Raw genomic sequence first — 15,523 nt, 5'->3', positions numbered from 1 at the left:
ATCAGTCGACCTCCTCAACCGTCACGAGGTGGCGGACGGTGTGCACCATTCCGCGGAACTCGGGGCGGTCCTCCTTGACGACCACGGTGTTGATCCCCTTGAGACCAAGGGACCGCAGGGTGTCACGGTGGTTCTGCTTGCTGCCGATGTACGACTTCGTCTGCGTGACCTTGAGGCGAGCCATTACGCACCCGCTCCCGCACGCGCACGAAGCAGAGCCGCGGGGGCGACGTCCTCGAGGGGCAGACCACGGCGGGCCGCGATCTCCTCGGGACGCTGCAGGCCCTTGAGGGCCGCCACGGTCGCGTGCACGATGTTGATCGCGTTGTCGGAGCCCAGGGACTTCGACAGGATGTCGTGAACGCCGGCGCACTCCAGCACGGCACGCACGGGACCACCGGCGATAACACCGGTACCCGGCGAAGCCGGCTTGAGCAGGACGACGCCCGCGGCCTTCTCACCCTGGATGGGGTGGGGGATGGTGCCCTGGATACGGGGGACCTTGAAGAAGTGCTTCTTGGCCTCCTCAACACCCTTGGCGATGGCGGCCGGCACCTCCTTGGCCTTGCCGTAACCGACACCCACGGTGCCGTCACCGTCGCCCACCACGACCAGCGCGGTGAAGCTGAAGCGACGACCACCCTTCACAACCTTGGCGACGCGGTTGATCGCGACAACGCGCTCAACGTACGCGGTCTTCTCGGCGGCAGCAGCGCCGCCGTCACGGCCCTTCCGGTCCCGCCGCTCGCCGCCACCGGCACCGCCACCGCGGCGCTGGGGTCCAGCCATTGGATTACCTCTCTCTTTCCGCTAGCTACAAGCGGCTCAGAACTTGAGCCCGGCCTCGCGGGCGGCGTCCGCCAGGGCGGCGATGCGCCCGGCGTACTGGTTACCACCACGGTCGAACACCACGGCCTCGACACCGGCGGCCTTGGCACGCTCGGCGACCAGGGCGCCGACCTGCTTGGCCTGCGCGGACTTGTCACCCTCGCCACCACGGACCGAGGTGTCCAGCGTGGACGCCGACGCCAGGGTGTGACCCTTGATGTCGTCGATCACCTGGGCCACGATGTGGCGGTTCGAGCGGGTAACGACCAGACGAGGACGCTCCGCCGTACCGGAAATGTTCTTGCGAATCCGGATGTGACGGCGCTTGATCGCGGCGCGCTTGTAGGCGTCGCCCTTGAGGATCTTCTGTCCGTATGCCATGGCTTACTTACCCGCCTTTCCGACCTTGCGGCGGATGACTTCGCCCTCGTACTTGACGCCCTTGGCCTTGTACGGGTCGGGCTTGCGCAGCTTGCGGATGTTGGCCGCAACCTCGCCGACCTTCTGCTTGTCGATGCCCTCGACCTGGAAGCGGGTCGGGTTCTCCACCTTGAAGGAGATGCCCTCGGGGGCCTCGACCAGGATCGGGTGGCTGTAACCGAGCGCGAACTCAAGGTTCGAACCCTTGGCGGTCACGCGGTAACCGACACCACTGATTTCGAGCTTCTTCACGTAACCCTGGGTCACGCCGGTGATCATGTTCGCCACCAGCGTGCGGGACAGGCCGTGCAAGGCCTTGCTCTGACGCTCGTCGTTGGGGCGGGTCACCGCGAGAGTGCCGTCCTCGCCCTTGGCGATGTCGATCGGAGCCACGATGGTGTGGGTCAGCTCGCCCTTGGGGCCCTTGACCTTCACCGTGCGACCGTCGATGGTGACGTCCACGCCGGCGGGAACCGCGATGGGGAGCTTGCCGATACGCGACATAGCTGTTTCCTCCGTTCCCTTCTGCTACCAGACGTAGGCGAGGACTTCTCCGCCTACGCCCTTCTTGCCGGCCTGCTTGTCGGTGAGGAGCCCGTGGGACGTGGAGATGATCGCCACGCCGAGGCCACCCAGCACCTTGGGCAGGGAGGTGGACTTCGCGTACACCCGGAGACCGGGCTTGGAGATCCGCTTGATGCCCGCGATGGAGCGCTCACGGTTGGGACCGAACTTCAGGTCCAGGACGAGGTTCTTGCCGACCTCGGCGTCCTCGACCTTCCAGCCCGTGATGAAGCCCTCCTGCTGGAGGATCTCCGCGATGTGAGACTTGATCTTGGACGCCGGCATCGTCACGGAATCGTGGTACGCCGAGTTCGCGTTCCGCAGACGCGTCAGCATGTCTGCGATCGGATCAGTCATGGTCATGAATTGGCCTGTGGCCTCTCTCGCCGGGGTTTCCTGGTGCGCCATCCCTCTCCCCGATCCGAGACGGGGCGGGTGCGGCGCGGTGGACCTACGGCGTAGTAAGTCGTACGGGCGACCGTCAGGCGCCCAACCCTCCAAGCCTAAGCCATCAAGGGGTGGGCACCTGACACGCCCATTGCTTACCGAGAGCCTCCGGAATCCCTAAAAGGGGGATTACCAGGAGCTCTTGGTCACGCCCGGCAGCTCGCCACGGTGAGCCATCTCACGAAGGCACACGCGGCACAGGCCGAACTTGCGGTACACGGAGTGCGGGCGGCCACAGCGCTGGCAGCGGGTGTAGCCACGCACACCGAACTTCGGCTTGCGAGCAGCCTTGGCAATCAGAGCCTTCTTCGCCATCTCGCTCACGCCTCCTTGAACGGGAAGCCGAGGTGACGAAGGAGCGCGCGGCCCTCAGCGTCGTTGGTCGCCGTGGTCACCACGGTGATGTCCATACCCCGGGTGCGGTCGATCTTGTCCTGGTCGATCTCGTGGAACATGACCTGCTCCGTGAGACCGAAGGTGTAGTTGCCACGGCCGTCGAACTGCTTGGGGGACAGACCACGGAAGTCGCGGATGCGCGGCAGCGCGAGCGACAGGGTGCGGTCCAGGAACTCCCACATGCGGTCGCCACGGAGCGTGACGTGGGCACCGATCGGCTGGCCCTCACGCAGCTTGAACTGCGCGATGGACTTACGGGCCTTGGTGACGGCCGGCTTCTGACCGGTGATGGTGGTCAGGTCGCGGATCGCGCCGTCGATCAGCTTCGAGTCACGGGCGGCGTCGCCGACACCCATGTTGACCACGATCTTGACGAGGCCGGGGATCTGCATGACGTTCTCGTACTTGAACTCGTCACGCAGCTTGCCCGCGATCTCCTCGCGGTACTTCAGCTTCAGACGCGGAGCAGTGGTGGTAGCCATCAGATGTCCTCACCCGTCCGCTTGGCAACGCGGATCTTGTTGCCTTCGTCGTCGAAGCGGTAACCGACACGCGTGACGACCTTGTTGCCGTCCTTCTCAACGACCAGCTGGACGTTGGAGACGTGGACGGGCGCCTCGGTCGTGACGATGCCGCCGGCCTGCGAACCGCGAGCGGTCGGACCGGCCTTGGTGTGCTTCTTGACCCGGTTGACACCCTCGACCAGGACGCGGTCCTCGCGGGGGTAGGCCGCGATGACCTTGCCCTGCTTGCCCTTGTCCTTGCCGGTGATGACCTGGACCAGGTCGCCCTTCTTGATCTTCATGCTTACAGCACCTCCGGAGCCAGCGAGATGATCTTCATGAACTTCTTCTCGCGCAGCTCACGGCCCACCGGGCCGAAGATACGGGTGCCACGAGGGTCGCCGTCGTTCTTGAGAATGACAGCGGCGTTCTCGTCGAAGCGGATGTACGAGCCGTCCGGACGGCGGCGCTCCTTGACGGTGCGAACGATGACCGCCTTGATGACGTCACCCTTCTTCACGTTGCCGCCGGGGATCGCGTCCTTGACGGTGGCGACGATGACGTCACCGATGCCCGCGTAGCGGCGACCGGAGCCACCGAGCACACGGATGCAAAGGATTTCCTTCGCACCAGTGTTGTCGGCGACGCGCAGTCGCGACTCCTGCTGGATCACGTCTATCTCCTGTGTGTCTGCCGGTTCCCGGCAGGGGTCCTGTTACGGAACCCCTGCCGAGCCTGGCGGAACTGTCCTGCGAGGAATGCCCCGCAGGAACGTACTTTTTGTAATTCCCTTACGGGAACTACCTACTTGGCCTTCTCGAGGATCTCGACGATGCGCCAGCGCTTCGTGGCGGACAGCGGCCGGGTCTCCGCGAGGAGGACACGGTCGCCGACGCCCGCGGCGTTCTGCTCGTCGTGCGCCTTGAGCTTGTTCGTACGGCGGATGACCTTGCCGTACAGCGCGTGCTTGACGCGGTCCTCGACGGCGACGACGACGGTCTTGTCCATCTTGTCGCTGACGACGAGACCCTCACGGGTCTTGCGGAAACCGCGCGCCTCGGTCGTGGTGTTCTCGGTCACGTTGCTCTCGCTCATCAGGCGCTCTCCACCGTCTCGATGCCCAGCTCGCGCTCACGCATCAGGGTGTAGATCCGCGCGATGTCCTTACGGACGGCCTTCAGCCGACCGTGGTTCTCGAGCTGACCCGTCGCCGCCTGGAAGCGGAGGTTGAACAGCTCTTCCTTGGCCTCGCGGAGCTTGTTCAGCAGCTCCTCGTTGCCCAGCTCGCGCAGCTCGGACGCCTTGGTACCGGCCGACATCACGCTTCACCTGCCTCGCGCTTGACGATCCGGCACTTCATCGGCAGCTTGTGGGCTGCGCGAGTCAGGGCCTCACGGGCGATCTTCTCGTTGGGGTAGGACAGCTCGAACATGACCCGGCCCGGGTGCACGTTCGCGATCCACCACTCCGGAGAACCCTTACCGGAACCCATGCGGGTCTCGGCAGGCTTCTTCGTCAGCGGGCGGTCCGGGTAGATGTTGATCCAGACCTTGCCGCCACGCTTGATGTGGCGGGTCATCGCGATACGAGCCGCTTCGATCTGGCGGTTGGTCACGTACGCCGGCGTGAGGGCCTGGATGCCGTACTCGCCGAACGCGACCGTGGTACCGCCCTTGGCCTCACCACGACGCTTCGGGTGGTGCTGCTTGCGGTGCTTGACCCTACGGGGGATCAGCATGTCGGTCAGGCCTCCGTTCCGGTGCTCTCAGCAGCCGGAGCGGCAGCGGCCTCGGCCTGGGGGGCCTCGGCAGCGGGAGCCTGCTGCGGCTTGCGACCGCGCCGCTCGCCACCACGGCCACCACGGGCCGGGCGGTCACCAGCGCCACCGCCACGGGCCGGGCGGTTGCCGGCGCGGGCAGCGGCGTTCTCGGCGCGGACCTCGGCGATGTTCTTGACGTCGCCCTTGTAGATCCAGACCTTCACACCGATGCGGCCGAAGGTCGTCTTGGCCTCGAAGAAGCCGTAGTCCACGTTCGCGCGGAGCGTGTGCAGGGGCACGCGGCCCTCGCGGTAGAACTCCGAACGGGACATCTCGGCGCCGCCGAGGCGGCCACCGCACTGGATCTTGATGCCCTTGGCGCCGGCCTTCATGGCGGACTGCATGCTCTTGCGCATGGCCCGACGGAAGGAGACGCGAGAGGACAGCTGCTCGGCGACGGCCTGGGCCACCAGCTGAGCGTCCGTCTCCGGGTTCTTGACCTCGAGGATGTTCAGCTGGACCTGCTTGCCGGTCAGCTTCTCCAGGTCACCGCGGATGCGGTCGGCCTCGGCGCCGCGGCGGCCGATGACGATGCCCGGACGCGCGGTGTGGATGTCCACGCGGACACGGTCACGGGTGCGCTCGATCTCGACCTTCGAGATACCGGCGCGCTCCATGCCGGACGTCATCATCCGACGGATGGCGACGTCTTCCTTGACGTAGTCCTTGTACAGCTTGTCGGCGTACCACCGGGACTTGAAGTCCGTGGTGATGCCGAGCCGGAACCCATGCGGGTTAACCTTCTGGCCCATTACCGGGTTCCTTCCTTGCTGCTGACGACCACGGTGATGTGGCTGGTCCGCTTGCGGATCCGGTAGGCACGGCCCTGAGCACGCGGACGGAACCGCTTCAGGGTCGGACCCTCGTCGACGTACGCCTCGGAGATGAAGAGGCTGTCGGCGTCGGTGTGGTCGTAGTTGTGCGCGGCGTTGGCGATGGCGCTGTCGAGCACCTTGCCGACCGGCACGGAGGCTGCCTGCGGAGCGAATCGCAGAACAGCCTGAGCCTCCGTGGCGTCCATGCCACGGATAAGGTCCACCACGCGGCGGGCCTTCATGGGCGTAACGCGGATGTACCGCGCCTGGGCCCTGGCTTCCATGGTTGTCCCTCTCAGTTACTTACGTGTCTGAATGCGATCCGCTACTAGCGGCGCTTCGACTTCCGGTCGTCCTTGACGTGGCCCCGGAAGGTGCGGGTCGGCGAGAACTCGCCGAGCTTGTGGCCGACCATCGACTCGGTGACGAACACCGGGATGTGGGTCTTGCCGTTGTGCACCGCGATCGTGTGGCCGAGCATGGCCGGGACGATCATCGAGCGACGGGACCAGGTCTTGATGACGTTCTTGGTGCCGGCTTCGTTCTGGACATCCACCTTCTTGATCAGGTGGTCGTCTACGAAGGGCCCCTTCTTCAAGCTACGAGGCATCTCAACCAGTCCTTAACGCTTCTTGTTCGTCTTGCGGCGGCGGACGATGTACTTGTTCGACGCCTTCTTGGGCGAACGAGTACGACCTTCCTTCTTGCCCCACGGGGAGACGGGGTGACGACCACCGGACGTCCGGCCCTCACCACCACCGTGCGGGTGGTCGACCGGGTTCATGACGACACCACGGACGGTCGGGCGAACGCCCAGCCACCGCTTGCGGCCGGCCTTGCCCCAGTTGATGTTCGACTGCTCGGCGTTGCCGACCTCACCGACGGTGGCGCGGCAGCGCGCGTCCACCATGCGGATCTCGCCGGACGGCATACGGAGGGTCGCCATGGCGCCCTCACGGGCGAGCAGCTGCACCGAGGCACCCGCGGAACGGGCGAACTTGGCGCCACCACCGGGACGGAGCTCGATCGCGTGGATCGTGGTACCGACCGGGATGTTGCGGAGGGCCAGGTTGTTGCCCGGCTTGATGTCGGCCCCGGGACCGTTCTCCACGGTGTCGCCCTGCTGCAGGTTGCGCGGGGCGAGGATGTAGCGCTTCTCGCCGTCCGCGTAGTGCAGCAGCGCGATGCGCGCGGTGCGGTTGGGGTCGTACTCGATGTGCGCGACCTTCGCCGGCACGCCGTCCTTGTCGTGACGACGGAAGTCGATCACTCGGAAGGCGCGCTTGTGTCCGCCACCCTGGTGGCGAACGGTCACACGACCGGCGTTGTTACGGCCGCCCTTGCTGTGCAGCGGGCGGACCAGCGACTTCTCCGGCGTGGACCGCGTGACCTCGACGAAGTCGGCGACGCTGGCGCCACGACGGCCCGGCGTAGTCGGCTTGTACTTGCGGATTCCCATTTCTCAGTCCTCGTCCGATATCGGACGATCCGACCCGCTTACGCGGTCGGACCGCCGAAGATGTCGATACGGTCGCCCTCGGCGAGGGTCACGATCGCGCGCTTGGAGCCCGCGCGCTGACCGAAACCGGTCTTGGTGCGCTTGCGCTTGCCCTGGCGGTTGAGGGTGTTGACCCCGGTGACCTTGACGTCGAAGACCGCCTGGACGGCCTGCTTGATCTGGGTCTTGTTGGCGCCCGGGGCGACGACGAACGTGTACTTGCCCTCGTCGAGAAGCGCGTAGCTCTTCTCCGAGACGACCGGCTTGAGCAGCACGTCACGGTGGTCCGTGAAGGACTTGCTCAGCGGGGTCTCGACGGTGTTCTTGCCCTCGGCCTCGTGGCGGCGCGCCTTGGCGACGCGCGCGGCCTTGGCGGCCTTGGCGGCCTTCGAGGCGATGCTCGGGTGACGGGTAGCCATCAGACCTCGGTCCCTTCGGTGTCGTTGGCCTTCGGGCCGGCGACGAAGGACTCGAAGGCGGCCTGGGTGAAGACCACGTCGTCCGAGACGATCACGTCGTACGTGTTCAGCTGGCCCGGCTCCAGGATGTGGACCTGGGGCAGGTTGCGGGCGGACAGCCACGCGGCCTCGTCGGCGCGGTCGACGACCAGGAGCAGGTTCTTGCGCTCCGAGATCTTGCCGAACAGCGTGCGAGCGGCCTTGGTGCTGGGGTTCTCGCCCTCGATCACGCCGGAGACGACGTGGATGCGGTTGTGACGCGCCCGGTCGGTGAGGGCGTGCCGCAGAGCGGCGGCCTTCATCTTCTTCGGGGTGCGCTGCGAGTAGTCACGCGGCTGCGGGCCGTGGACGACGCCACCGCCGGCGAACTGCGGGGCGCGGGTCGAACCCTGACGGGCGCGGCCGGTGCCCTTCTGGCGGTACGGCTTCTTGCCGCCACCACGGACTTCACCGCGGGTCTTGGTCTTGTGCGTGCCCTGACGGGCAGCGGCGTTCTGCGCGACGACGACCTGGTGAATCAGCGGGATGCTGATGTTCTCCACGCCGAAGATCTCCGCGGGGAGCTCGACGGTGCCGGTCTTCTCGCCCGCAGGCGAAAGGATGTCAACAGTGCTCATCGGTACCTCAGGCCCCCTTGGCCGCGGTGCGGACCAGGACGAGGCCGCCGTTCGGACCGGGAACCGCGCCCTTGATGAGCAGCAGACCCTTCTCCGCGTCAACGGCGTGGACGGTCAGGTTCTGGGTGGTGACCCGCTCGTTGCCCATGCGACCCGCCATGCGGAGGCCCTTGAACACGCGGCCCGGGGTGGCGCAGCCACCGATGGAACCGGGAGAGCGGTGCTTGCGCTGGGTGCCGTGACCGGCGCCGAGGCCCTTGAAGTTGTGACGCTTCATGACACCGGCGAAGCCCTTGCCCTTGCTCTTGCCGGTGACGTCGACCTTCACGCCGGCCTCGAAGACCTCGGCGGTGACTTCCTGACCGAGGGTGTACTCGGTGGCGTCGGCCGTCCGGATCTCGACGAGGTGGCGACGGGGGGTGACGTCGGCCTTCGCGAAGTGACCCTTGAGGGGCTTGTTCACCTTGCGCGGGTCGATCTCGCCGAAGGCGATCTGGACCGACTCGTAGCCGTCGACGTCGTTGGTACGGACCTGGGTGACGACGTTGGGGCCGGCCTTGACGACGGTGACCGGAACAACACGGTTGTTCTCGTCCCACACCTGCGTCATGCCGAGCTTCTCGCCCAGGATGCCCTTGATCTGCTTAGCCATTCTCAGATCACCGGCCCTAGAGCTTGATCTCGATGTCGACACCGGCCGGGAGGTCGAGTCGCATCAGAGAGTCAACGGTCTTGGGGGTCGGGTCGAGGATGTCGATCAGGCGCTTGTGGGTGCGCATCTCGAAGTGCTCGCGCGAGTCCTTGTACTTGTGCGGCGACTTGATGACGCAGTACACGTTCTTCTCAGTGGGCAGCGGCACCGGGCCCGCGACCGACGCACCAGTTCGGGTCACCGTCTCGACGATCTTCTTCGCCGAGGAGTCGATGACCTCGTGGTCGTAGGCCTTGAGCCGAATGCGGATCTTCTGTCCCGCCATGGCTACTCAGTAGTCCTGTCTCTGTTTAACGCTCTGGAACCCGGCGGATTCCCTGCTGCTGCCTTCGTTCTCTCCGACCCACGCGGTCGGGCGTGTCGCGCTCCCGCTGACACAGATGCCCCTTGTTCGAACATCCCTGCGGGGAATGCACACGGCCCTTCCGGAACCGCAAGCCGGGGGCGGAAGGCCCACCGGGTGCCTGGCCGGTGCCGCACCGCACTTCCCGAAAGATTCCCGTACGTCCGCCCCAGTGCTGCCGTAAGGCAGTTAGGACGACGAGTACTGTGGGACTCGCTTCCGGTCCTCCCGGCGGGAGGCGCACAGCATCAACGCTCGACCGAGCAACTCCGACAGTCTGCCACAGCGGGCAGGGGCCTGGCCAATCGGGCCGGAGAGAATACCCCCAGGGTGACGTAGGTCAAACACGAGGTCGATCCGGGCGCCGGGCCACTCACAGCCAGTCTTCGTCCTCGCCGTCCTCGTCATCGGTGTCGTCGGCATCGGCGTCGTCGGCATCCGGGTCGTCTGCACGCAGTACGACGACGAGCTGGACGGGCGCGTCGGTGTCACCGTGCTTGACCCCGGCCAGCACGGCCTTGTCCGCGACCGTCCACGCCCGGTGGTCGACGAAGTCCTCGCCGCCGGTCAGGTCCCGGTCGGATGCCCGGAGCCGGGGTCCGAGAGCTCCGGACGTCAGCTGCGAGACGACACCCGGCAACTCGGACAGGGCATCTCCACGGGCACGTCACCCTGAACCCACGCGCTCGCACCGTCGCGCCGCCAGGTGGTCGCCCACGCCTTCGCGGGATTCCTGCGCTCCCCCGCCCACCCCGCGCCGACGAGAACTTCCTCCACAGCCTGCCCGGTGAGCCCGTCCAGATCGGCCAGCTGACTCAATTCAGCGCTTACGTCGACCATGATCTCGAAGCTGCTCAGAATCCCCAGGGATCAGGGTGCGGTACCTGCCCGGGGTCCTGCGACCACACCAGCCGGCACTCCAGCTGCTCCCCGAGCAGCCCGCTCAGCAGTCGCGCGGCCCAGCCGTTCCAGCAGACGGCCGTGGGAAAGGCGGTGGTACGGAAGGCCGGGACGTCGGCGGGGATGTCGTCCGCCCGGAAGACCGACTCCCTGATCCGGCCGATCGCGTCGGGAGGCGAGGACTTCTCGCTGTCCAGGCAGTCGGCCACCCGCTCGACGAGGTACAGCAGGTAGTCGTCGTCCGCGTCCTTGATCGCCACCGGCAGCAGCTTTCCGGCCCCCTGCAGGTCGCCCTGCAGCAGATCGGCGATACGGCGGCTCAGGACCGGCAAGCTGGGGCCTCCGTTGGGGAACTCGTTCTTCGGCCACCCCGGATCACCCACCCACTCCGCCGCGAACTGCATGGGATGCGGCCCGTCGGAGCCGCCGCGCTGCCAGCGCAGGAGGTCCACGACCTCGTCTCCGAAGTGGAGGAGCTGGAAATCGGCCATGCTCGGCAGGAGGCGGTATACGGAGCGGTGCTCTTCGATGCCTTCAGTAGTCATGCCGCCTTCTAGGGGAGCCTTGTCCAGCGTGCGGTCGGCGCCGGGCCGCCGTTCACCATCTGACCGGGTGAGAGTTCATGCTTGACCTGCTGCCCGACGGTCCGCAATTCCGAACGGATCAGGTCGCCCATCTTCGCCTTGCTGAGCCCCGCAGCGATTCCCTGCGCCTCCACGTCCGTCAGGTGCTGGTTCAGGCGCAGCAGGAAGGCGTCGGTGTGCGTGAAGTTGTGCGGGCGCGCGTGCCCCAAGGGGATGCCGTTCGCCGCCTCGTCGATATCGACTCCGTACCTCGACAGGATCGCGCGGCTGTCCGCGGTGCGCCCGACCACCCGGTTCAGCGTGGACGGCACGATGTGGGCCGCGGCCTGTCCCGCCTGGAAGACGACGCCCTCTGCCTCCATGTTCCCCCGGAGAATCTTGGAGTGGCAGATCAGGCCCAGATAGTCGACCCACAGCAGGGGATTGGGTACGTAGGCATGGGCGTCGGGTCCGGCCTCCAGCCCCAGCGGGTCCGGACTGAGGTACGCGGCCGTGGCCGGGTCGTAGTGCCGCAGGTTGTTGTAGTGCAGCCCGGACTCGGGATCGAAGTACTGACCGGGGAAGCGAAGGGGCGTGCCCGCGCCGGACGGCTCCCATGTCGCCAGGCCCCACAAGGTGGCGGTCGATCTCCCGGCGATCTCCCCGTCCTCGTCGACGAGTTCCGTCGGAGTTCCGACGAGATCGCCGACGACGGCGAAGAAGCGTTCGTCGATGAGGTCCTGCGGGGCCTCGGCAAGGACGGTGCGTTCCGTCTGTGCGACAGGGACCAGACCGTCGCGGTCCCAGGTGAGGGTCACTTCCCGGTCGCTGTCGGCGCCGTACGACGTCTGCTCCACGAGGTGCGGTCCGTCCCAGGTGAAACGGATCTCTTCCAGCACGGCGGCCGGGGCGTCCGTTCCGTCGACGGCGGCCAGCCGCTGCTTGGCGACGCGCCGCCCCAGGGAGTCGTACACATAGCGCCACACGGTGCCGTCCGGCGTGGTGACGCTCGTGAGCCGGTCCTCGCCGTCCCAGGCGTACCGCCAGATGTCGGGCTTGCGCGACAACCTGGTACGACGCCGTAGGACGATCCGTCCCGCGGCGTCGTACTCGTAGTGGACGGAGCCGGCGCGGGTGACGCGGGTGCCGGACCGGTCCCGGTCGCCGCGGGCCTCGGCGGCGGGCTGCCGGTCGGGCCATGTGGCCCGGGCCTGGTTGCCCGCCGGGTCGTAGGCGTAGGTCTCGGTCCAGTCCGTCGCGAGCACCGCAGTGACGCGTCCCCCCGCGTCCAGGTCGAAGCGACGGTGTCCGGTGTGCAGGTCGGATGCCGAGGTCGGGAGGCCGTCCGGCCCGTACGTGTAGCCGCGGTCGATGGTCCGGCGCCGGGTGCCGGGGGCGGTATGGCTCTGAGCGGTGAGGCGATGGTTGGCGTCCCAGCTCTGGTGGAGCGCGAGTCCCGCGGTGCCCATGCTGCGGGCGGTCTCCCGCCCGAGTGCGTCGTACTCCGAGAACAGCGTGCGGCCCGACGCCGTCAGCTCCGTCCGGTTTCCCGCCGCGTCATAGGCGTACGTGGTGACGGCACCGCCCGGGGTCGCGCGCCGGACAGGGCGGCCCAGGGCGTCGTACGCGGTCGTGAGTGCACGTCCGTCCGCGGTCTCGCCGGTGATCCGGCCGATCGGATCGTAGACGTACGTCAGGGTCACGTCCGGGCTTGCGGCCTCCAGGACGCGCCCGGCGGCGTCGTGGGCGTAGCGGGTCGTTCTGCCGTCCACCGTCTTCCGGCACTGATTGCCGGCGATGTCGTAGGCGAACACGGTCGACTGGCCCAACGCGTTGGTACGACTGATGAGTTGGCCCGCGGAATCATAGGCGTAGTCGATGGCACGGCCGTCGAAGTCCGACTCCCTGACGAGCCGGCCGACGGTGTCGTAGGTGTAGTCCCAGGTCAGTCCGTGCGGTCCGACGACCTGGACCAGGCGCAGTTCGGTGTCGTGCACGAACGTGTGGCGGGCCCCGTCGGCCGCGATGCGCGCGGAGAGCACGCCCAGTGGCCCGTAGGCGCACCGAGTGGTCCGGCCGACCGCATCGGTGCGGGTGAGCATGTTGCCCTCACCGTCGTACGTCCAGGACTCGCTTGCCCCGTCCGGGTCGGTTCTGGCCTCCAGACGGCCCTCGACGGTCCAGGTGAAGCGGGTTGTGGCACCCATCGGGTCCACGATGCCGGCGCGCCGCCCGAAGGGGTCGTAGGCGGCCCGGGTCACCGCGCCGAGCGGGTTCGTCACTGCGACTGGCTGGCCCGCGGGGTTGTTGACGAAGGAGGTCACCGCGCCCAGCGCGTCCGTCACCGAAGCCAGAGCTCCGCTCGGGTCGCGTGTGAAGCGCGTGACGGCTCCGTCCTCGGCGGTCAGCGCCGTGCAGTTGCCCCGCTCGTCCCAGTCCTGCCGGATGACCGAGCCGCCGTATCCCACCGTCTCGACCATCAGGTTCAGGTCGTTGTACCGCCAGGTGGACGTGGCCCCGTCCGGCAGGCGTACTTCGACGAGATTGCCCGCCGGGTCCCAGTCGAGACGGATCGTCCGGCCCAGCGCGTCGGTGCGTGACAGCAACCGGTCACGTCGGTCCCACTCCTGGAGGACCGTATGACCGAGCGGGTCGGTCTCGGCCAGCAACTGGTAGGCATCGTTGAACCGGTATCGGGTGGTATGCCCGAGCGAGTTGACGGCGGTGGTCTCCCGTGTCTCGTCCTCGTACGCGAAGGAATAGTCGAGGACGCCGTCGACGCCCCGCGTGGCCACGCAACGGTCCTGGTCGTCGTACATGTACCGGTACCAGGCTCCGGCGCGGTCCTCCCAGCCGGTGATCCGGCGCCGGTCGTCGTAGTGAAATCGCTGCGGACGGTCCGAGGAGTCACGTATCTCCGCGAGATTGCCGTCGGTGTCGTAGCCGTAGCGCAGGAGAACGGGCTGTTCGGAGGCGTTGAGCAGGGCCAGGGCGGTGATCCGTCGACGCAACGTGGTCACGCCGATCCGATAGCCACCGTGATGGCGGACCTCCGTGGGCATTGCGTCCGCGTCGTAGGAGACGGTCACGCTGTTGTCGTTACGGTCACGGAGGGCGACCAGGGGCAGTTCATCCTCGGCGCCGCCGGGAACCGGACGGAAGAACAGGGTCAGCCCGCTTTCGGGCTGGTGGACGGTCAGATCACCGCCCGGGGTCCCGTCCCAGCTCAGAGGCCAGTACGGACCCTCCACGGGAGGCAGGTCCATGCCCGGCTCCGGCCTCGGATACTGGAGCACCATCCCGTCCGCGGTCGCGAACCGCACCCCGGTGGCATCGAGCAGCAGCCGCTGGTCGAGGGTGGAGGTCCAGCTCGCTCCGAACAGTCGTCCGCTCCGGCCTCCGGTGCGGTAGTGGCGTTCGAGCACCAGCGGAAGTACGCCGTCCAGCTGGACGTCGGTGGCGGACATGACCATCTGGCCGGTGGCCATGTCGATGGGGTCGCCGCAGGTGAAGAGCTTCTTCATCTGCCGACCCAGGGCACGGGTACTCCGCCCGAGCCCCTTCACCCCCAGCTCCATGCCCTTCAGCCCGCCCTTGAGGTTCTTCAGCCCCTTCATTCCCTTGGCGAGCTTGCCGAGGCTGGTGATGCCTTTGCCGCCGGGTATGCAGTCCAGCGCCGCGAACGCCACGTCCCATAGGGATGCCTGCCCGTTGGAGTATTTGTAGAGCGTGTCGGCAAGCACGACGAGGGCCGCCACCAGCACGATCGCACCGAGGATCGGCCCGCCGATGATCAGCGCGATGATGCCGACGACCGCGACGACGACCTTGCAGACGGTGACGATGGTGTCCCAGTTGTCCTCGAACCAGTGACCGACGTCCTGCCACCAGTGCCGGTTCGGGATCCCCGCGTCGGACGCCTCGTCGATCTTCCGCTTCGCCTCACCCGCCGCGTCGTCCCGCATCTTCCGGGCGTCCTCGGCCATCTTCTTCGCGGCATCGAGGGCGTTCTGGGCGGTGGTGACGTCCGACTGGGCCTGGGTGTGCGCGGACTTGGCGCTCTGCACGTCCCGGGTGGCGGCCCGCACCTTCGCCTCGTCCGGCTTGTCACCGTCCGACTTGCTGCCGGTGGGATCGTCCTTGTACTTGTCGGCTTCCTTGCCGGCGCGGGTCACCCACGAATCGGCCGACGACAGCCGGGACTTGGCGGAGCTGAGGTCGCTCTGGGCTTCCTTAGCCTTGGCCAGGGCCTTGTCGGCCAGGGCCTGCGCGCGCTCCAGCTTCGGCCAGTAGTCCGCGAGCGCGTCGCCGCACATCTCGTACGACTTCTTCAGCTTCTTCAGGTTCTTCGGAACGTCCTTGAACTGCTCCTTGAACACCTCCGCCGACTTGCCCGCCCACTCCAGCAGGGTCTCCTCGCCGGCCATGCCCTTGACCAGACGCAGGGCGTCGGAGACGTCGTCGGCGAAGTCGTGCAGCTGCTGGGCGAGGGAACGGACACGCTGCGGGTCACCCGGGGTCGGGTCCCGGTCGAGATCGAGTGGATGCCAGTCCGCCGGACGATACCCCGCCATAACCCCGCAACCCCCGTCGCGTGCGTCCCGTCAACAAGCCTGTGCACACGCGAACTTACAAGGAAC

23 protein-coding genes are annotated in these 15,523 nt (G+C 67.2%); all 23 read right to left on the bottom strand.

Annotated features, from left to right (window positions below):
* Position 1: 1 nt before the first annotated feature.
* The 23 genes from rpmD to ACFWXC_RS20930 all read right to left on the bottom strand — a co-directional run bounded on the left by rpmD (position 2) and on the right by ACFWXC_RS20930 (position 15,457).
* On the bottom strand, positions 2–184 hold the full coding sequence (gene rpmD / locus ACFWXC_RS21040) for a 50S ribosomal protein L30 (protein WP_006376032.1): 183 nt from the start codon (positions 182–184) through the stop codon (positions 2–4).
* Positions 184–789 (bottom strand): 30S ribosomal protein S5, encoded by a 606-nt coding sequence (rpsE, locus tag ACFWXC_RS21035; protein WP_016645168.1) that lies wholly within the window; start codon positions 787–789, stop codon positions 184–186. Before rpsE ends, rpmD begins: the two co-directional genes overlap by 1 nt.
* Before the next feature lie 36 nt (positions 790–825).
* Positions 826–1,209, bottom strand: a complete 384-nt coding sequence (gene rplR / locus ACFWXC_RS21030) for a 50S ribosomal protein L18 (protein ID WP_089099426.1) — start codon at positions 1,207–1,209, stop codon at positions 826–828.
* Between the two features lie 3 nt (positions 1,210–1,212).
* Positions 1,213–1,752, bottom strand: a complete 540-nt coding sequence (gene rplF / locus ACFWXC_RS21025) for a 50S ribosomal protein L6 (RefSeq protein WP_384480728.1) — start codon at positions 1,750–1,752, stop codon at positions 1,213–1,215.
* A 24-nt stretch (positions 1,753–1,776) separates the two neighbouring features.
* A complete protein-coding gene (gene rpsH, locus ACFWXC_RS21020; RefSeq protein ID WP_089099428.1) occupies positions 1,777–2,175 on the bottom strand; it encodes a 30S ribosomal protein S8 in 399 nt (132 codons plus the stop codon).
* Positions 2,176–2,388: 213 nt separating this feature from the next.
* The gene (locus ACFWXC_RS21015) at positions 2,389–2,574 is read right to left on the bottom strand and encodes a type Z 30S ribosomal protein S14 (RefSeq protein WP_003948630.1); all 186 of its coding nucleotides are present in this window, start codon (positions 2,572–2,574) and stop codon (positions 2,389–2,391) included.
* A gap of 5 nt (positions 2,575–2,579) precedes the next feature.
* A complete protein-coding gene (gene rplE / locus ACFWXC_RS21010; protein WP_089099429.1) occupies positions 2,580–3,137 on the bottom strand; it encodes a 50S ribosomal protein L5 in 558 nt (185 codons plus the stop codon).
* Positions 3,137–3,460: a 50S ribosomal protein L24 gene (gene rplX, locus ACFWXC_RS21005; RefSeq protein WP_030967306.1), complete on the bottom strand. Its 324-nt coding sequence runs from the start codon at positions 3,458–3,460 to the stop codon at positions 3,137–3,139. Before rplX ends, rplE begins: the two co-directional genes overlap by 1 nt.
* Positions 3,461–3,462: 2 nt before the next feature.
* Entirely contained in the window at positions 3,463–3,831 is a 369-nt protein-coding gene (rplN, locus tag ACFWXC_RS21000) for a 50S ribosomal protein L14 (RefSeq protein ID WP_003992364.1), read from the bottom strand.
* A gap of 131 nt (positions 3,832–3,962) precedes the next feature.
* On the bottom strand, positions 3,963–4,253 hold the full coding sequence (gene rpsQ / locus ACFWXC_RS20995; RefSeq protein ID WP_384480725.1) for a 30S ribosomal protein S17: 291 nt from the start codon (positions 4,251–4,253) through the stop codon (positions 3,963–3,965).
* Positions 4,253–4,477, bottom strand: a complete 225-nt coding sequence (rpmC, locus tag ACFWXC_RS20990; protein ID WP_010036720.1) for a 50S ribosomal protein L29 — start codon at positions 4,475–4,477, stop codon at positions 4,253–4,255. The genes rpsQ and rpmC overlap by 1 nt, the downstream gene beginning before the upstream one ends.
* On the bottom strand, positions 4,477–4,896 hold the full coding sequence (gene rplP / locus ACFWXC_RS20985; protein WP_030788270.1) for a 50S ribosomal protein L16: 420 nt from the start codon (positions 4,894–4,896) through the stop codon (positions 4,477–4,479). The genes rpmC and rplP overlap by 1 nt, the downstream gene beginning before the upstream one ends.
* Positions 4,897–4,901: 5 nt before the next feature.
* Positions 4,902–5,729 carry a 30S ribosomal protein S3 gene (gene rpsC / locus ACFWXC_RS20980; protein WP_217549193.1) on the bottom strand — a complete coding sequence of 276 codons (828 nt, stop codon included), beginning with the start codon at positions 5,727–5,729 and terminating at the stop codon, positions 4,902–4,904.
* On the bottom strand, positions 5,729–6,076 hold the full coding sequence (gene rplV / locus ACFWXC_RS20975) for a 50S ribosomal protein L22 (RefSeq protein ID WP_003974262.1): 348 nt from the start codon (positions 6,074–6,076) through the stop codon (positions 5,729–5,731). The genes rpsC and rplV overlap by 1 nt, the downstream gene beginning before the upstream one ends.
* Positions 6,077–6,120: 44 nt before the next feature.
* On the bottom strand, positions 6,121–6,402 hold the full coding sequence (gene rpsS, locus ACFWXC_RS20970; RefSeq protein WP_003948639.1) for a 30S ribosomal protein S19: 282 nt from the start codon (positions 6,400–6,402) through the stop codon (positions 6,121–6,123).
* A gap of 12 nt (positions 6,403–6,414) precedes the next feature.
* Positions 6,415–7,251: a 50S ribosomal protein L2 gene (gene rplB, locus ACFWXC_RS20965; RefSeq protein ID WP_189268841.1), complete on the bottom strand. Its 837-nt coding sequence runs from the start codon at positions 7,249–7,251 to the stop codon at positions 6,415–6,417.
* Between the two features lie 38 nt (positions 7,252–7,289).
* Positions 7,290–7,709, bottom strand: a complete 420-nt coding sequence (gene rplW / locus ACFWXC_RS20960; RefSeq protein ID WP_382528428.1) for a 50S ribosomal protein L23 — start codon at positions 7,707–7,709, stop codon at positions 7,290–7,292.
* Positions 7,709–8,365 carry a 50S ribosomal protein L4 gene (rplD, locus tag ACFWXC_RS20955; protein ID WP_384480721.1) on the bottom strand — a complete coding sequence of 219 codons (657 nt, stop codon included), beginning with the start codon at positions 8,363–8,365 and terminating at the stop codon, positions 7,709–7,711. Before rplD ends, rplW begins: the two co-directional genes overlap by 1 nt.
* Positions 8,366–8,372: 7 nt before the next feature.
* Complete coding sequence (rplC, locus tag ACFWXC_RS20950) at positions 8,373–9,017, bottom strand: 50S ribosomal protein L3 (RefSeq protein ID WP_352223084.1); 645 nt, start codon at positions 9,015–9,017, stop codon at positions 8,373–8,375.
* 16 nt (positions 9,018–9,033) lie between these two features.
* Positions 9,034–9,342 (bottom strand): 30S ribosomal protein S10, encoded by a 309-nt coding sequence (gene rpsJ / locus ACFWXC_RS20945; protein WP_003948644.1) that lies wholly within the window; start codon positions 9,340–9,342, stop codon positions 9,034–9,036.
* Positions 9,343–9,793: 451 nt separating this feature from the next.
* The gene (locus tag ACFWXC_RS20940) at positions 9,794–10,060 is read right to left on the bottom strand and encodes a hypothetical protein (RefSeq protein WP_384480719.1); all 267 of its coding nucleotides are present in this window, start codon (positions 10,058–10,060) and stop codon (positions 9,794–9,796) included.
* A 214-nt stretch (positions 10,061–10,274) separates the two neighbouring features.
* Positions 10,275–10,865, bottom strand: coding sequence for a hypothetical protein (locus tag ACFWXC_RS20935; protein ID WP_384480717.1), 591 nt, complete (start codon positions 10,863–10,865; stop codon positions 10,275–10,277).
* Positions 10,866–10,873: 8 nt separating this feature from the next.
* Positions 10,874–15,457, bottom strand: a complete 4,584-nt coding sequence (locus ACFWXC_RS20930) for a DUF6531 domain-containing protein (protein WP_384480715.1) — start codon at positions 15,455–15,457, stop codon at positions 10,874–10,876.
* Positions 15,458–15,523 lie beyond the last annotated feature (66 nt).

The sequence above is a fragment of the Streptomyces sp. NPDC058683 genome (assembly GCF_042716195.1).
Lineage (GTDB): Bacteria > Actinomycetota > Actinomycetes > Streptomycetales > Streptomycetaceae > Streptomyces.
This window is presented reverse-complemented; position numbering and strand designations above follow the sequence as displayed.

Coding starts and splice junctions, on each gene's coding strand:
- ACFWXC_RS20935 (WP_384480717.1), bottom strand. CDS start 10,865: ATGACTACTGAAGGCATCGAAGAGCACCGCTCCGTATACCGCCTCCTG.
- rplX (WP_030967306.1), bottom strand. CDS start 3,460: ATGAAGATCAAGAAGGGCGACCTGGTCCAGGTCATCACCGGCAAGGAC.
- rplF (WP_384480728.1), bottom strand. CDS start 1,752: ATGTCGCGTATCGGCAAGCTCCCCATCGCGGTTCCCGCCGGCGTGGAC.
- rpsE (WP_016645168.1), bottom strand. CDS start 789: ATGGCTGGACCCCAGCGCCGCGGTGGCGGTGCCGGTGGCGGCGAGCGG.
- rplD (WP_384480721.1), bottom strand. CDS start 8,365: ATGAGCACTGTTGACATCCTTTCGCCTGCGGGCGAGAAGACCGGCACC.
- ACFWXC_RS20930 (WP_384480715.1), bottom strand. CDS start 15,457: ATGGCGGGGTATCGTCCGGCGGACTGGCATCCACTCGATCTCGACCGG.
- rpsQ (WP_384480725.1), bottom strand. CDS start 4,253: ATGAGCGAGAGCAACGTGACCGAGAACACCACGACCGAGGCGCGCGGT.
- rpsS (WP_003948639.1), bottom strand. CDS start 6,402: ATGCCTCGTAGCTTGAAGAAGGGGCCCTTCGTAGACGACCACCTGATC.
- rplC (WP_352223084.1), bottom strand. CDS start 9,017: ATGGCTAAGCAGATCAAGGGCATCCTGGGCGAGAAGCTCGGCATGACG.
- ACFWXC_RS21015 (WP_003948630.1), bottom strand. CDS start 2,574: ATGGCGAAGAAGGCTCTGATTGCCAAGGCTGCTCGCAAGCCGAAGTTC.
- rplR (WP_089099426.1), bottom strand. CDS start 1,209: ATGGCATACGGACAGAAGATCCTCAAGGGCGACGCCTACAAGCGCGCC.
- rplV (WP_003974262.1), bottom strand. CDS start 6,076: ATGGAAGCCAGGGCCCAGGCGCGGTACATCCGCGTTACGCCCATGAAG.
- rplP (WP_030788270.1), bottom strand. CDS start 4,896: ATGCTGATCCCCCGTAGGGTCAAGCACCGCAAGCAGCACCACCCGAAG.
- rpsC (WP_217549193.1), bottom strand. CDS start 5,729: ATGGGCCAGAAGGTTAACCCGCATGGGTTCCGGCTCGGCATCACCACG.
- rplW (WP_382528428.1), bottom strand. CDS start 7,709: ATGGCTACCCGTCACCCGAGCATCGCCTCGAAGGCCGCCAAGGCCGCC.
- rplB (WP_189268841.1), bottom strand. CDS start 7,251: ATGGGAATCCGCAAGTACAAGCCGACTACGCCGGGCCGTCGTGGCGCC.
- rpsJ (WP_003948644.1), bottom strand. CDS start 9,342: ATGGCGGGACAGAAGATCCGCATTCGGCTCAAGGCCTACGACCACGAG.
- rpmC (WP_010036720.1), bottom strand. CDS start 4,477: ATGTCGGCCGGTACCAAGGCGTCCGAGCTGCGCGAGCTGGGCAACGAG.
- rpsH (WP_089099428.1), bottom strand. CDS start 2,175: ATGACCATGACTGATCCGATCGCAGACATGCTGACGCGTCTGCGGAAC.
- rplE (WP_089099429.1), bottom strand. CDS start 3,137: ATGGCTACCACCACTGCTCCGCGTCTGAAGCTGAAGTACCGCGAGGAG.
- rpmD (WP_006376032.1), bottom strand. CDS start 184: ATGGCTCGCCTCAAGGTCACGCAGACGAAGTCGTACATCGGCAGCAAG.